The sequence below is a fragment of the Nonomuraea sp. IBHARD001 genome (assembly GCF_056106265.1).
In genome coordinates this window covers 3414200-3428268 of record NZ_JBWBBW010000002.1, presented here as the reverse complement: position 1 = coordinate 3428268, position 14069 = coordinate 3414200, and the positions used below count along the sequence as shown (strand labels likewise).

Sequence of the window (14069 nt, the reverse complement as noted above, 5' to 3'; positions counted from 1 at the left end):
CTTGACCACTTTAGGTAATGAAATGTTCACGTGAAGTGACGGAAGTGTCAATGCGCCGCACCGGGCGACCGCGTGGGAACGCTGGCGCGCAATCGCCGGGTATAGGGATGACCGGGTTCGTCCAGGACCTGCGCCGCGCTGCCGTACTCCACCGCGACGCCGTGCTCCAGCACCAGGATGTCGTCGGCGAGCTGCCGCACGGCGGCCAGGTCGTGCGAGACGAAGATCTGCGTGATGCCCTCGCTCTCGCGCAGGTCGGCCAGCAGGTTGAGGATCTGGGCCTGGATCGAGACGTCCAGCGCCGACACGGCCTCGTCCAGGACCAGCACCTGCGGGGCGGCGGCGAGCGCCCGTGCGATGGCGACGCGCTGGCGCTGCCCGCCCGACAGCGCCCTGGGCAGCGCGCTCAGGCGGCCCGCGTCCAGGCCGACCATGGCGGCGAGCTCACCCGCGCGTACGGCACGCCGCCTGCGGTCGAGCCCGGTGTGCAGGGCGAGCGTCTCCTCCAGGGCCGAGCGCACGCTCTGACGGGGGTCGAGCGAGGTGTAGGGGTCCTGGAACACCATCTGCAGCCTGGCGCCCCTGGCCTTGCGTTCGGCGCTGCGGCGGGCGGGGACGGAATGGTCGTGGCCGAGGACGAGGATGCGTCCCGAGGTCGGCCGTACCAGCCCGGCGAGCATCCTGGCCGTGGTGGACTTGCCCGACCCCGACTCCCCCACGACACCCAGGCAGGCGCCGCGCCCGACGCTGAACGACAGCCCGCCGACCGCGGTGAAGCCGCCGTAACGCCTGGTCAGACCGGACACCTCGACGGCCGGCGCGTTCACGAGGCCCGCCCTCCGGCCAGGTGGCAGCGCACGCGCCCCGACGCGGCGGGCAGCAGGGCCGGGCGCACGGTGTGGCAGGCGGCGTCGGCATGCGGGCAGCGGGTGGCGAACGCGCATCCCGCGGGCGCCTCGAAGGCGGAGATCGGCGTGCCGGGGATGGTGGCCAGCCGGTGCGCCCTGACCGCGACGTCGGGCCGCGCGGCCAGCAGCGCCCGCGTGTAGGGATGGGCGACCGTCTCCAGCGGACCGGTGTGCACCTCCTGCAACGACCCCGCGTACAGGACGGCGATCGCGTCGCAGAAGTCGGCCGCCAGGTCCAGGTCGTGGGTGATGAAGACCAGGGCCGTGCCGCGCTCCCTGCGCAGTTCGTCCAGGAGGGCGATGACCTCGGCCTGGGTGGTGACGTCGAGTGCGGTGGTCGGCTCGTCGGCCAGGATGAGGTCGGGCCCGGCCAGGACGACCGAGGCGATCATCACGCGCTGGAGCATGCCGCCCGACATCTCGTGCGGGTACTGCCGTGCCCGTCTGGGCGGGTCGTCGATGCCCACGCGTTCCAGCAGGGCGAGCGCGTCGGCGCGGGAGGCGCCACGCTCGGTGAGGAAGTCGCCGACGCGCTGCAGCGGGTCCAGGTGCGAGCGGGCGTCCTGGAAGATCATGCCGATCCGGCGGCCCCTGACCGCGCGCATGGCCCGCTCGCCGAGCCCGGTGAGCTCGGCGCCCGCCAGCCTGACCTCGCCGGAGATCCTGCTGCCCGGCGGCGTCATCCGCAGGATCGCGCGTGCCGTCATCGACTTGCCCGAGCCGGACTCGCCCACCAGGCCGAGCGCCTGCCCGCGTGCGAGCGACAGCGTCACCCCGCTCAGCACGCGGCGCATGACCCCGCCGTGGGGCACGTCGACGCTCAGGTCGCCGAGTTCGAGGACGTCGCTCATGGACTTCTCCGGTTCCCGAGTGCGGTCAGCGCGACGACCGTGGTCACGATGAACGCACCCGCGTAGATCACTTGCCCGGGATGGCCACGCAGTACGGCCTGCGCGTCGTTGACCAGCACACCCCAGTCGGCCTGCGGAGCCTGTACGGCCAGGCCGAGGAAGGACAGCGCGGCCAGGTCCATCAGCGCCGAGGCGAATGCGATCGGCACCTGGGCGGCCACGACCGGCGCGATGTTGGGCAGCACGTGCCTGACGCAGATGGCCACACCGCCGCTGCCCTGCACCCGCAGCGCGTCGACGTACCCCGAGCCGATCTGCCCGAGCGCCGCACTGCGCGCCACCCTGGCGACATACGGCAGGTAGGCGACGGCCAGCGCGGCGACGGCCGGACCGGGGCCGGGTGAGAACACCGCGACGGCGAGCACCGCCAGCAGGATCGCGGGCAGCGAGAACACGACGTCGAGGAAGCGGGCGACCACGGCGTCGACCAGGCCGCCGCGCCAGGCGGCCAGCAGCGCGAGCGGGATGCCGACGGCCAGGCTGAGCGCGACGACGAACGCGGGACCCAGCAGGCTGGTACGCGCACCCCAGATGAGCCGGGAGGCGATGTCCCTGCCGGTGCCGTCGGTGCCGAGCCAGTGCTCGGCCGACGGCGGCAGATAGGCGCCGAGCAGGTCCTGGGCGTCCGGGTCGTAGGGCGCGAGCAGCGGCGCCGACACCGCCACGACGACGAGCACGACCACGACGGCCAGGGCGGCCCGCCGCGCCGCGCCGCCCTGCGCTCTCGGCACGGCGACGGCGAGCGCGCTCATCGCACGGCCTTGCGCAGCCGCGGGTCGAGCCACTGCTGGGCCAGGTCGACCACCAGGTTCGTCAGCACGAACGCGCCGACCATGACGAGCGTCACGGCCTGCACGGTCGGGAAGTCGTTCTGGTTGACCGCGCTGATCAGCAGCGAGCCGAGCCCCGGCAGGCCGAAGGCGTTCTCGACCACGACCGTGCCCGCGAACAGGGCGGCGACCATGAGTCCTCCCGTGGTGGCGATGGGCGGTGCGGCGTTGCGCAGGACGTGACGCCGCACCAGCGCCGCGCGCGGCACGCCTCTGGCGACGGCGGTCTGGGCGTAGTCGCGCTCCAGCTCGGCGCGTACGGCCGCCCTCGTCACCCTGGCCAGCATCGCCGCCGACAGCAGCGACAACGACAGCGCGGGCAGGACCAGGGCGTGCAGCGTGCCGAGCGGGCCAGGCTCGCCCGCGCCGAACGCGGGGAACCAGCCGAGCCTGACCGCGAACACCGAGATGCCGACCGAGGCGACCACGAAGGCCGGCATGCCTGCCGCCACCGCGGTGAGCGCGGAGACGACGGCGTCGACGCGTCCCGGCAGCAGCGCCGCCAGCAGCCCCAGCGCCAGCCCCGCCACCGCGATCACCACGGCGGTCAGCCCGACCAGGCCGAGCGTGGTGCCGATCACCGCGCCGATCCGCCCGGCGACCGGCTGGCCACCGGCGAAGGAGGTGCCGAGATCGCCGGAGAGCACGTCACCCGCCCAGCGCAGGTACCTGAGGACGAAGGGGTCGTCGAGGTGGTACTGGGCGCGTACGGCGGCGCGGGCCTCGGGCGTGGGGGTGCTCCCCCCGAACAGCACCGACTCGGGACTGCCCGGGGCCAGGTAGAGGCTGGAGAAGACCACGAAGCTGGAGAGCGTCAGCGTCACCACGAGGGCCAGGAGCCGTCTGGCCAGGAGCCTGCCCATGACTCAGGGCGCCCCTACCGAGACGGCCCACGGCCTGCCGATATAGGCGAAGGTGAGCGGCACGCCCGTCACCTTGGCCCCGAGGTAGACATTGGCCCTCGGCGCGACGACCGGGATCCACGGCAGGTCCCTGGCCAGGTGCTCCTGCGCCTTGATGATCAGTGCGGCCCTGGCGGTGTCGTCCACGGTGCCGTAGGCCTTGCCGATCAGCGAGGCCACCTCGGCGTTGGCCTAGCCGCCGTAGTTCTGCGGGCCTCCGGGCAGGGCGATGAAGCCGTACATGAAGGCGGGTTCGAGCACCTGGGAGTAGTTCATGGTGACGAACAGGTCGTAGGGCTCGCGCGCCGCCTCGTCGATGAAGAGCTGGCCGTACTGGGCCAGGGGCAGGCCGACGATGTCGAGGTCGAGGCCGATCTCCTTGGCCTCCTGGCGGATGATGGTGGCGACGCTGGCGTAGAGGTCGATGCCGGTCGGGTAGGCCATGGTGACCTTCTTGCCGCTCGCGCCCGCCTCGGCGACCAGGCCCTTGGCCTTGGCGACGTCCCTGGTGACGGTGAGTGCGGCGTAGGCCTGGGCGTACTCCTTCTTGGCGTAGCCCCACATGCCGGGCCCGGCGACACTGTAGAGCGGGTCGGCGGTCGAGGCGAAGACGTTGGCGGCGATGCCCTGGCGGTCGATGGCGAGCGAGAGGGCCTGGCGCACCCGGACGTCGGCCAAGGGGCCCTTGGCGAGGTCGGCCACGACGAGGTCGAGGTTCTGCGGTGAGCTGCCGACGGGCCCGGTCCACAACTTTCCGGTGCGCGAGGCGGCCAGGGCGGGCACGAGCTGGGCCGGGATGTTGAACCCGCCGTCGACGACACCGCCCGCGATGGCGTTGGACAGGCTCTTGGCGTCGGCCGGGAAGACGAACCTCAGCTTCTGGGCGCGCGGCGGCGAGGCCGTGTCCCAGTAGTGCGGATTGCGCTCCAGCACGGCGTCGTGCGTGCCGTCGAAGGAGGCCACCCGGTACGGTCCCGTGCACAGCACGCCGCCCTTGGGCGTGCCGAGTTCGGCGCCCTTGGCCTCGGCGTACCTCTCGCTGACGACGGCGCTGCCCATCGAGCCCATGACGGCCAGGAACACGGCGTCGTCGCGGCTGAAGCGCACGGTCACCTCCTGGCCTTCGGCGGTGACCGACTCCACGGCGGAGTACAGCGAGGCGTAGGCGGAGGCCGTCTTCGGGTCGAGGTTGCGGCGCAGGCTGAAGACGACGTCGCCGACCGTCATCGGGGAGCCGTCGGAGAACTTCACGCCCTCCCGGATGGTCAGGACCAGCGTCCTGGGATCGTGCTGCCGCCAGGCGGTGGCCAGGCCCGGTTCGGCGGTGTAGGCGGAGTCGGTCCTGATCAGCGGTTCGCAGACGTTCGGCAGCACGGTCTGCTCCGGGTAGTCGGCGACCTTGACCGGGTCGAGGGTGTAGGGCGCGCGGTAGTCGCCGTACCAGGTGAGTTCGGGCAGGTCGCCCTTGGCCGCGGGGGTGTCGAGCGTTCCGGCCTCGAACGCCGAGGGGGCGGGCGCCGTGACCGGCCCGCCTCCGCACGCGGCGACGAGGACGGCCGAGCCCAGGAGGAGCGGCAGGATCTTCTTCATGGCGAAACCCCTGACGTCAGGTGGCGATCGTGAGGGTGAGGACGGTCGCGGCCAGGTCGAGCGTCTGCGCGCTGACCCGCGTCGCGGTGGCCGACCACGGGTCTTCGGCGGTGCCGGGATGCGGGGCGAACAGCGGGTAGTCGCTGCAGGCGAGCACGAGCCGCAGCCGGTGGCCGGGACGCAGCCGGTAGCCGGTGTGCCCGAGGTCGACGGCCGCGCCGCCGTCCCCGGTGAGGACGGCCTGGCCGCGCGAGATCATGCGGGCCGTGCCGTCCGGCGCGACGTCGTGCAGCTTGACGAACAGATGCATGCCGGGCGCCTGGCTCGTCACCGCGACGTGCGCGCGCACCGGCCCGGCCAGGTCGAGCGGCGCGGTCGCGGGCTCGGCGGTGAAGGCCTGCACGTCGGGCCGCTCGTGCAGGGCGCTCTCGTCCGGGTACTCCAGCAGGAACACCCACGGGTCGCGCACGATCGAGGGCACGGGGTCGGCCGGGTCGTGCGCCCAGGTCCGGGTCCCCGAGCCCGCCTCGCCGCCGAGCCCGCCCTCGCCCGTGGGGCGCAGGCGCAGCTCCCGCGCGCCGGGAGGCGGCCAGGCCGTGGCGGTGCGCTCGCCGTCGTGGCCGTGGAACCAGGTGGCCCTGGCCAGCGAGGAGGCCGGACGCAGGCCCCTGACGAAGACGTCGAAGAAGTCGATCGTCCTGCCGAGGTAGCGGGGCAGGATGCGCTCCAGTACGGCCGGGTCCTGGCCGTGGTCGTCGGCGGCCCGCACGGGCGCCTGGTCGAGGTGGTAGGTGTGGTGGTCGCAGGCGTCGGCGTCCAGGTAGGTGAGATCGGCCCAGCCGGGTGTGGCCAGTTGCCTGGTGTGGTCGCGCATGGACAGGTCGATGAGGTTGTCGAACCAGCCCACCCGGTGCAGCACCGGCACCGGCCTGCCCAGCAGCGGATGCCTGGTGGCGAAGGGATCGGCGGGCGCCTTGCCGGCGAGCATGGCGTCGACGGCCGCCGACCTGGCCCCGATCGCGGCGAACGCGGGCTCGAACACCTCGCGAAGCGGCCGCACCGACCAGTCGGTCTCGAAGTGGTGCGCGTCTTGGTCCACCCAGTAGTGCGCGAAGTAGTTGGCGTGGTACAGACAGCTCATCCCGCCCGACGGCAGCAGGTCGGAGATCGCCGTCCCCGTCACCCTCGGCGCGATGGCCCGCAGCGCCGGATGCCCGCCGGCCGCGCCCGCCCACTGCGTGTAGCCGTGGTAGGAGTCGCCGGTCATCGCCACCGTGCCGTCGGACCACGGCTGACCGACGACCCAGTCGAGCGTGTCGTAGGTGTCCTCGATCTCGTGCACGAAGGGCACCGTCTCGCCCTGCGAGCGGAACTTCCCGCGCACGTCCTGGGCCACGAACACGTAGCCGCGCTCCAGGTAGTACGGCGCGATCCTGTCGATCGCCATCCACGCGCCCGCCTTGTCGTAGGGCATGCGCGAGACGACGACGGGATGGCGGCCGGGCGAGGGCGGGAGGTAGACGTCGGTGGCCAGGCGCACGCCGTCGCGCATGGTCACCATGATCTGTTCGGCGCCGGGATGCAGCGGCGCGGGACCGATGCTCAGGATGTCCATCGTGGGTCCTTTTCAGAGGTTGGTGCGGTAGTCGTCTGCCAGGTCGTCGTCGAGCAGCGCGCCGGTGAGCCCGGCCAGGCCGATGTGCGCGGCGGCGATCACACCGCCGGTCGGCAGCGCGCGGGCCCGCGCGTGTGTGGCCGCCTCCCACAGACCGGAGCGGATGATCGCCTTGGCGCAGTGCAGATAGGCCTGCTCCACCTCGACGACCGTGGCCAGTACGGCGGGCCTGCCGCGCGCCTCCAGCATGGGCAGCAGGCCGGGGTCGTCGGTGGCGTAGGCGGTGCCGTTCACCCGCAGCGCCTCGGGATAGCCGGGCACGAGGAACAGCAGGCCGATGCCGGGATGGTCGGCCAGATTGGTGAAGGTGTCGGCCAGGCGGTTGCCCGGCCGGTCGGGCAGGAGGAGCGTGTGGTCGTCGAGCACGCGGACGAATCCCGGCTCGTCGCCCCGGGGCGAGCTGTCGGCCTGGCCCCGCGCGTTCACGGTGGCCACGACGCAGAACGGCGAATGGGCGATGAACAGGCGGCAGTACTCGTCGAGCCTGCCCAGGATCTTGCGGCGCAACGCCGGGTCGGGCTCGCCGATGATCTCGCGGACCCGGTCGAGGCCGATACGGCGCGGGGCGTGGGTGAGCACGGCGGCCTCCTACAGGTCCAGTTCGAGCACGGGGGTACGCGCCCTCGACACGCACGGGAGCATGACGTCGCCCGGCCTCCCGGCGATGTGGTCGCGGTGGTCCGGCTCGCCGGCGAGCACCCTGACCTCGCAGGTGCCGCAGACGCCCTCGCCGCAGGAGCCGTGCACGCCGCCGACGCCCGCGCCGGTCAGCGCGTCCAGCAGGCTCTCGTCGGCACGCGCCTCGACGGTGACGCCCGAGCGGGCGCAGACGAGGGTGACCGGCCCGTCGCCCTCGCCCTTGCGGGGTGCGCCCGGCGCCTTGAACCTCTCCAGGTGCAGGTCAAGGTCGTCTCGCCCCTCGCAGGCCGAGGTGACGGCGTCCAGGAGCGGGGCCGGGCCGCAGCAGTAGACGGCGCCGCCGCGCTTGAGGTAGGCGGCCAGCGGGAGCAGGCCGGACTCCTCCTGCGGCCACAGCGTCACCCGGTCGCCGAAGCCCGCCAGCTCGGCGGCGAACGCCATCGACGCCCGGCCGCGCCCGCCGTACAGGAGGGTCCAGGAGCGGCGGGATCGCTCGGCGGCGTGGATCATGGCCAGGATGGGGGTGATGCCGATGCCGCCCGCGACGAACAGGTAGTGCTCGGCGGGTGCGAGCCTGAAGTTGTTGCGCGGGCCCTCGATCTCGACCAGCTGGCCCGGTCGCAGGAACCTGTGCACGTACTCGGAGCCGCCCCTGCCCCGGGGTTCGCGCAGGACCGCGATGCGGTAGGCGTCGCCGGGCGTGCCGCACAGGGAGTAGTGGCGTTCGGCGCCGGTGGGCAGTCTGAGCGTGAGGTGGGCGCCGGGCTCCCAGGCGGGCAGGGCGCCGCCCGCCGGGTCGGCCAGCAGGACCGAGACGACGTCGTCGGCCTCGTGGCGCAGTTGCTCCACCCTGACGGTGATCATCCGCGGCCTCGCTCGTGCACGAGTTCGCCCTCGACGAAGGTGAGCTCGACCCCGGCGTCGGCGATCTCGTGTGCCGGGTGCTCGAACAGGTCGCGGTCGAGCACGGTCAGGTCGGCGTACTTGCCGACGGCGATCGTGCCGGTCACGTCGTCGAGGTGGTTGATCCAGGCGCCGCCCGCGGTGTAAGCGCACAACGCGTCGGCCAAGGCGAGCCGCTGCTCGGGCAGGAACGCCTCACGCGAGGCGCCGCCCGGGATCGCCCTGTTGACCGCGCCGTGCACGCCGACGAGCGGATCGGCGCTGGAGACCGGCCAGTCGCTGCCCGCCACCAGCGTCACACCGGCCGCGCGCAGTTCGCCGAACACGTACTGCCTGCCGGCGCGTTCGGCGCCGAGGTAGGGGTTGGTCAGCTCGGCCATCTGCGTGTCGCACACCGCCCACAGCGCCTGCATGTTGGCCGAGGTCCGCAGCCTGCGCATGCGCGGCACGTCGTCGGGGTGCACGAGTTGCAGGTGGGCCAGGTGGTGCCGGTTGTCGCCGCCGTGCCCGCCGGACACCGGGCCGCCGAGCGCCGACTCCACGGCGTCCAGCGCCTCCCTGACCGCGCGGTCGCCGATCGTGTGGAAGTGCACCTGGAACCCGGCCGCGTCCAGCGCGCGTACCGCCGCGCCGAGCGCTTCGGGGTCCAGGTAGCTGAGGCCCGCGCCGTGGCCGTGGCCGTGGTAGGGCTGCAGCAGGGCGGCGGTGAAGTTCTCGCACACGCCGTCCTGCATGATCTTCACACTCGTCGCGGCGAACCGGCCCGCCCGGCCTGTCGTACGGCGTTTGAGCAGGTCGTCGAGTTGTTCCAGGCCCTTGTCGCGGTCCCACCACAGGGCGCCGACCACCCGGCCGGTCAGGGCGCCCGACGCGGCCGCCGCCAGGTAGGTGTCGAAGGCGTCGGGATAGCTGAGGTACTCGCCGACCAGGGCGTCCTGCCAGCCGGTCACGCCGTGGGCGTGCAGGTGGCGCTGCCCTTCGGCCAGGGCCTGCGCGTACTCCTCCGCGGTCACCGCCGGGAGCAGCCTGGCGACGAGGTCGGCGGCGTTCTCGTGCAGGGTGCCGCTCGGCGTGCCGTCCGGGTCGCGTTCGATCCGGCCGTCCGGCGGGTCGGGCGTGTGGCGGTCGATCCCGGCCGCGCGCAGCGCCGCGCTGTTGACCCAGGCGCCGTGCCTGTCCCGGTTGAGCAGGAACACCGGCCGGTCGGGCACCACGCGATCGAGGTCCTCGCGTCGCGGGGTGCCGCCGGGGAACTGGTCCATCGACCAGCCGCCGCCGACGATCCACGGCCGGTCGGGATGCGCGGCGGCGTAGGCGGCCACCTCGGCCACCGCCCGCTCGCCCGCGCCGAGCAGGTCGCACCTGGCACGCTCCAAGCCGCCGAACACCGGATGGACGTGCGCGTCCACGAATCCCGGCAGCGCCATGCGCCCGGCCAGGTCGACCACGTCGGTCCCGGCGCCGATCAGCGGCCTGACCCGGGAGGCGCCGAGCGCCACGATCCTGCCCGCCCTGACGGCGACCGCGTCGCTCCAGGACCGGGCCGGGTCGGCCGTGAACACCGGTCCGCCGATCAGTACCAGATCTGCTGGCTTGTCGCTCATAGGGCCAGAGCAAACACCCGGCGGCCATCTGAAGTCAATGGCTTGGACTAGAGTTTGGTCTATGGTTTCATCTATCCATCGGACCCGGAGGCGGACTGAGATGATGATCGGGTGAGCAGTTCCCAGCGGCGTGCCCGCCTTCCCCGCGGCGCCCTCACCCCCGACCTCATCGTGACCACCGCACTACGCCTGCTCGACGAGGAGGGAGCGACCGCTTTCAGCCTGCCCAAACTCGGCAAGGCGCTCGGCGCCGACCAGACCGCCGTCTACCGGCACTTCGGCAGCCGTGACGCCATCCTGCTCGCGGTGGCCGACCGGCTGCTCGACGAGGCCTTCCAGGATTTCTCGGCCGCGCCGTACTGGGCCGACACGCTGGCCGAGGTGTGTCGCAGGGTGCGGGCGACCTATCGGGCGCATCCGGCGGCTGCGGCGCTGTCGGGGCCGCGCACGACCAGGGGGCCCGCCGAGATGCGGGCCGCCGACACCGTGATCGGCGCGCTCATCGCGGCCGGGTTCGACAGTGCCAGGGCCGCCGTGCTCTACCGGGTCGTCGCCGACTTCGCCCTGCTGTGGTCGGGGGGAGAGGCCGGTTTCCTCAGCCTCGACGCCGAGACGAGGGCGGCCGAGAGCGCCGGCTGGAACACCTCCTACCGCGCGGCCGACCCCGACGCCTATCCGCACATCCACGCGGTGCGCGACCACCTGCCGGAGATCGAGTCCGGCCAGGTGTTCGAGGCCGCACTGCACCTCATGATCGATTCCATCGTCAGAGACTCACCCGGAGCCGCGGCCGACTGCTGACAGGGTCGCTCGCCGGGACGCACCCCAGGAGGAAGTCCCATGACCACCCCCATGTCCTACGCGAGCGGCCCTTCGGCCGAACCCCTGCTCGGCGAGACCATCGGCGCCGGGCTCGGCCGTACGATCGCCGCCTTTCCCGAACGGGAGGCGCTCGTCGACTGCCCGAGCGGGCGCCGGTGGACCTATCGGCAGTTCGGGGCGGGCGTCGACGAGGTCGCCAAGGGGTTGCTCGCCTTCGGTGTGGCCAAGGGCGACCGGGTCGGCATCTGGGCGCCCAACAGCCCTGAATGGGTGCTCCTGCAGTACGCCACCGCGCGGATCGGCGCGATCCTGGTCACCATCAACCCGGCCTACCGCACGCACGAGCTGGAGTTCGTCCTCAACCAGGCCGGTGTGAGCGTGCTGGTCGCGGCGCTCGCGCACAAGAGCAGCGACTACCGCGACATGGTCGAGCGCACCCGGCCCTCCTGTCCCGCCCTGCGCTCGGTCGTGCACATCGGCGATCCGAGCTGGCAGGAGCTCGTCGAGGCCGGGAGCATCGTGCCCGACGAGGAGCTGAGCGCCAGGGCGGCCGAGCTGTCGCCCGACGACCCGATCAACATCCAGTACACCTCGGGCACGACCGGCTTCCCCAAGGGCGCGACGCTCTCGCACCACAACATCCTCAACAACGGCCATCTGGTCACCGAGACGCTCGGCCTGACCGAGCACGACCGCATCTGCCTGCCGGTGCCCTTCTACCACTGCTTCGGCATGGTCATGGGCAACCTCGGCGCCACCACGCACGGCGCCTGCATCGTCATCCCCTCGCCCTCCTTCGACCCGGCCCAGACCCTGCGGGCCGTCGCCGCCGAACGCGTCACCACCCTGTACGGCGTGCCGACCATGTTCATCGCCGAGCTGGCCGTGCCCGACTTCGCCGCCTACGACCTGTCCAGCCTGCGCGCCGGGATCATGGCCGGGTCGCCGTGCCCGGTGGAGATCATGAAGCGGGTGATCTCCGAGATGAACATGGGCGAGATCGCCATCTGTTACGGCATGACCGAGACCTCGCCCGTCTCCACCCAGACCAGGGCCGACGACGACCTCGCCCGCCGTACCTCGACCGTGGGCCGCGTGCTGCCGCACACCGAGGTGAAGATCGTCGACCCGGCGAGCGGCGTCACCGTGCCGCGCGGGGAGCCGGGCGAGCTGTGCACGCGCGGGTACTCGGTGATGCTCGGCTACTGGGACGAGCCGGAACGCACGGCCGAGGTGATCGACGCGGCCCGCTGGATGCACACCGGCGACCTGGCCGTGATGCGCGAGGACGGCTATGTGAACATCGTGGGCCGGATCAAGGACATGATCATCCGAGGCGGCGAGAACGTCTATCCGAGGGAGATCGAGGAGTACCTCTACACCCATCCCGCGATCTCCGACGTGCAGGTGATCGGCGTGCCCGACGCCAAGTACGGCGAAGAGGTGCTGGCCTGCGTGATCCTTCGTGAGCCCGGGGCCACGCTGAGCAGGCAGGACGTGGCCGACTTCTGTGCCGGGCGGCTCGCGCACTACAAGATCCCGCGCTATGTCAGGGTCGTGGAGTCCTTCCCGATGACGGTCAGCGGCAAGATCCGCAAGGTCGAGATGCGCGAGCAGGCCGTCGCCCTGCTGGGCCTGACCCCGCCCGCACCGCACGCCTGAGGCCGCGGCCTCACGGCCACAGGAAGACCACGACGACGGCGGCCAGGCTCGCGGCCACGAACGGCAGCGTCCTCGGCTGCCTGACCGCCTCCCGGTAGGACGACAGCAGCAGCAACGCGCCCACGCCCACCGCCGCCACCAGGTGCAGGCCGTACCAGAGCAGGACGGGCATGCCGGCCAGCGGCGTGCCCGCCAGCATGTCGTCGACGGCTCCGTAGCCGCCGAGCGCGGCGAGCAGCCCCAGCGCGAGCACGCCGAGTGCGAAGCGGAACCTGCCGAGCAGCAGCCAGATGGCGGTGCCGACCAGCAGCAGGTTCGACGAGGACAGGTGCAGCTGCCGCATGAGCAGGCCGCCGCGCACCTCGAAGGCCAGGTCGAGGCTCGAGGAGTAGGCGCCGCTCATCGGCGTGCCCCGCAGCGGCTCGTAGGAGCCGTCGTAGATCACGGTCCCGCCGTCCGGCGTGTAGTGGAAGACGAGGAAGGCTCCGGTGAGCACGACGACACCGAAACACCACACCAGCATCTCGCCGAGGAACTGACGTGCTCGGTCCATTCGCGGTATTCCATCACGATCATCCCTGGCTTGCATCTGCCATGTCACACACGACACCATGACGCTGGTCAGCCAGGCAGAGGGTGGAGGCAATGCGGTGAAGAACATCTCGTGGGGCATCGCGGCGACCGGCGGGATCGCCAGGACCGTGGGCGCGGTGATCGCGGCCGAGCCCGGCATGCGCGTGGCCGCCGTCGGCTCACGCAGCAGGCAGCGGGCGTCGGCCCTGGCCGCCGACCTCGGGGCCGACGCCGCATACGGTTCCTACCTGGAGCTGTGCGCCGATCCCGCCGTCGACGCCGTGTACGTCGCCACGCCGCACGCCCAGCACCTGGAGGTGGCCGAACTCGCCATCGCACACGGCAAGGCCGTCCTGTGCGAGAAGCCGCTGGCCGCCACCGTGGCCGACGCCGAACGCATGGTGGCCCTGGCCAGGGCCGCGGGCGTGTTCCTCATGGAGGCCATGTGGATGCGCTTCAACCCGCTCGTGCGACTGCTGGCGCGTGACGAACGGTTCGGCGGCATCCGGTCGGTGCGGGCGTCGTTCGGCTTCGCGCTGCCGTACGAGGCCGGGCATCGGCTGTGGAGTCCTTCGACAGGGGGTGGTGTCCTGCTCGACCTGGGGATCTACCCGCTCGGCCTGGCGCAGTTGCTGCTCGGCGAGCCGGTCGGCGCGCATGTCACCGGGTCGCTCGCGCCCTCCGGCGTGGACGCGGAGGCCGGGGTGCTGCTCACCTACGCCGACGGCGCCCGCGCCCTGGCCGACACCTCGCTGCTCAGCCCCCTGTGCAACACGGCATCGGTGGCCGGGACGACGCTGCGCGCCGACATCGACGCCCCCTTCTGGGCGCCGCGCCGCATCACGCTGAGCGGCCCCGGCGTGCAGGAGGAGCACCTGCTGGATCCCGCGGACAACGGGTACGCGGGGGAGGTGCGCGAGGTGGCGGTCGCCTTGGCCGAGGGGCGTACGGAGAGCGCGGTCATGCCGCTCGACGAGAGCCTGGCGATGATGCGCCTGCTGGAGGAGCTGCGTGGTCGGCTGGGGGCGCGGTGACGTGCGGGATTGACCT

At 72.4% G+C, this 14069-nt stretch carries 14 protein-coding genes; 3 read left to right on the top strand and 11 right to left on the bottom strand.

The window, feature by feature from the left end; all coding sequences use genetic code 11:
* Nucleotides 1-47 precede the first annotated feature (47 nt).
* From ACTWNK_RS17815 to ACTWNK_RS17770, 10 genes are read right to left on the bottom strand one after another with little or no spacing between them, the layout of a single operon-like run.
* Nucleotides 48-827, bottom strand: coding sequence for an ABC transporter ATP-binding protein (locus ACTWNK_RS17815; RefSeq protein ID WP_474305114.1), 780 nt, complete (start codon nt 825-827; stop codon nt 48-50).
* The gene (locus ACTWNK_RS17810; protein ID WP_474305113.1) at nt 824-1759 is read right to left on the bottom strand and encodes an ABC transporter ATP-binding protein; all 936 of its coding nucleotides are present in this window, start codon (nt 1757-1759) and stop codon (nt 824-826) included. The genes ACTWNK_RS17815 and ACTWNK_RS17810 overlap by 4 nt, the downstream gene beginning before the upstream one ends.
* Entirely contained in the window at nt 1756-2571 is an 816-nt protein-coding gene (locus ACTWNK_RS17805; protein WP_474305112.1) for an ABC transporter permease, read from the bottom strand. The genes ACTWNK_RS17810 and ACTWNK_RS17805 overlap by 4 nt, the downstream gene beginning before the upstream one ends.
* Nucleotides 2568-3512: an ABC transporter permease gene (locus ACTWNK_RS17800; protein WP_474305111.1), complete on the bottom strand. Its 945-nt coding sequence runs from the start codon at nt 3510-3512 to the stop codon at nt 2568-2570. The genes ACTWNK_RS17805 and ACTWNK_RS17800 overlap by 4 nt, the downstream gene beginning before the upstream one ends.
* Before the next feature lie 3 nt (nt 3513-3515).
* Nucleotides 3516-3731, bottom strand: coding sequence for a hypothetical protein (locus tag ACTWNK_RS17795; protein ID WP_474305110.1), 216 nt, complete (start codon nt 3729-3731; stop codon nt 3516-3518).
* Nucleotides 3732-3743: 12 nt separating this feature from the next.
* Nucleotides 3744-5141: an ABC transporter substrate-binding protein gene (locus ACTWNK_RS17790; protein ID WP_474305109.1), complete on the bottom strand. Its 1398-nt coding sequence runs from the start codon at nt 5139-5141 to the stop codon at nt 3744-3746.
* Nucleotides 5142-5157: 16 nt separating this feature from the next.
* Nucleotides 5158-6756: a CocE/NonD family hydrolase gene (locus ACTWNK_RS17785; protein WP_474305108.1), complete on the bottom strand. Its 1599-nt coding sequence runs from the start codon at nt 6754-6756 to the stop codon at nt 5158-5160.
* A 12-nt stretch (nt 6757-6768) separates the two neighbouring features.
* The gene (locus tag ACTWNK_RS17780) at nt 6769-7395 is read right to left on the bottom strand and encodes an MSMEG_1061 family FMN-dependent PPOX-type flavoprotein (RefSeq protein ID WP_474305107.1); all 627 of its coding nucleotides are present in this window, start codon (nt 7393-7395) and stop codon (nt 6769-6771) included.
* Nucleotides 7396-7404: 9 nt separating this feature from the next.
* The gene (locus ACTWNK_RS17775; RefSeq protein ID WP_474305106.1) at nt 7405-8319 is read right to left on the bottom strand and encodes a PDR/VanB family oxidoreductase; all 915 of its coding nucleotides are present in this window, start codon (nt 8317-8319) and stop codon (nt 7405-7407) included.
* A complete protein-coding gene (locus tag ACTWNK_RS17770) occupies nt 8316-9962 on the bottom strand; it encodes an amidohydrolase (RefSeq protein ID WP_474305105.1) in 1647 nt (548 codons plus the stop codon). Before ACTWNK_RS17770 ends, ACTWNK_RS17775 begins: the two co-directional genes overlap by 4 nt.
* Before the next feature lie 111 nt (nt 9963-10073).
* Here ACTWNK_RS17770 and ACTWNK_RS17765 point away from each other — a divergent pair, with 111 nt between their 5' ends.
* The gene (locus ACTWNK_RS17765; protein ID WP_474305104.1) at nt 10074-10763 is read left to right on the top strand and encodes a TetR/AcrR family transcriptional regulator; all 690 of its coding nucleotides are present in this window, start codon (nt 10074-10076) and stop codon (nt 10761-10763) included.
* A 39-nt stretch (nt 10764-10802) separates the two neighbouring features.
* Nucleotides 10803-12446, top strand: a complete 1644-nt coding sequence (locus ACTWNK_RS17760) for an AMP-binding protein (protein WP_474305103.1) — start codon at nt 10803-10805, stop codon at nt 12444-12446.
* Between the two features lie 10 nt (nt 12447-12456).
* Here ACTWNK_RS17760 and ACTWNK_RS17755 read toward each other — a convergent pair whose 3' ends face one another.
* Nucleotides 12457-12999 carry a hypothetical protein gene (locus ACTWNK_RS17755; protein ID WP_474305102.1) on the bottom strand — a complete coding sequence of 181 codons (543 nt, stop codon included), beginning with the start codon at nt 12997-12999 and terminating at the stop codon, nt 12457-12459.
* Between the two features lie 97 nt (nt 13000-13096).
* Between ACTWNK_RS17755 and ACTWNK_RS17750 the strand changes: the two genes are divergently transcribed.
* Nucleotides 13097-14053 carry a Gfo/Idh/MocA family protein gene (locus ACTWNK_RS17750; protein ID WP_474305101.1) on the top strand — a complete coding sequence of 319 codons (957 nt, stop codon included), beginning with the start codon at nt 13097-13099 and terminating at the stop codon, nt 14051-14053.
* Nucleotides 14054-14069 lie beyond the last annotated feature (16 nt).

Bases quoted from the DNA above. Each gene is read 5' to 3' on its own strand.
- ACTWNK_RS17805 (WP_474305112.1), bottom strand. From the start codon at position 2,571: ATGAGCGCGCTCGCCGTCGCCGTGCCGAGAGCGCAGGGCGGCGCGGCG.
- ACTWNK_RS17790 (WP_474305109.1), bottom strand. From the start codon at position 5,141: ATGAAGAAGATCCTGCCGCTCCTCCTGGGCTCGGCCGTCCTCGTCGCC.
- ACTWNK_RS17800 (WP_474305111.1), bottom strand. From the start codon at position 3,512: ATGGGCAGGCTCCTGGCCAGACGGCTCCTGGCCCTCGTGGTGACGCTG.
- ACTWNK_RS17775 (WP_474305106.1), bottom strand. From the start codon at position 8,319: ATGATCACCGTCAGGGTGGAGCAACTGCGCCACGAGGCCGACGACGTC.
- ACTWNK_RS17755 (WP_474305102.1), bottom strand. From the start codon at position 12,999: ATGGACCGAGCACGTCAGTTCCTCGGCGAGATGCTGGTGTGGTGTTTC.
- ACTWNK_RS17760 (WP_474305103.1), top strand. From the start codon at position 10,803: ATGACCACCCCCATGTCCTACGCGAGCGGCCCTTCGGCCGAACCCCTG.
- ACTWNK_RS17810 (WP_474305113.1), bottom strand. From the start codon at position 1,759: ATGAGCGACGTCCTCGAACTCGGCGACCTGAGCGTCGACGTGCCCCAC.
- ACTWNK_RS17785 (WP_474305108.1), bottom strand. From the start codon at position 6,756: ATGGACATCCTGAGCATCGGTCCCGCGCCGCTGCATCCCGGCGCCGAA.
- ACTWNK_RS17770 (WP_474305105.1), bottom strand. From the start codon at position 9,962: ATGAGCGACAAGCCAGCAGATCTGGTACTGATCGGCGGACCGGTGTTC.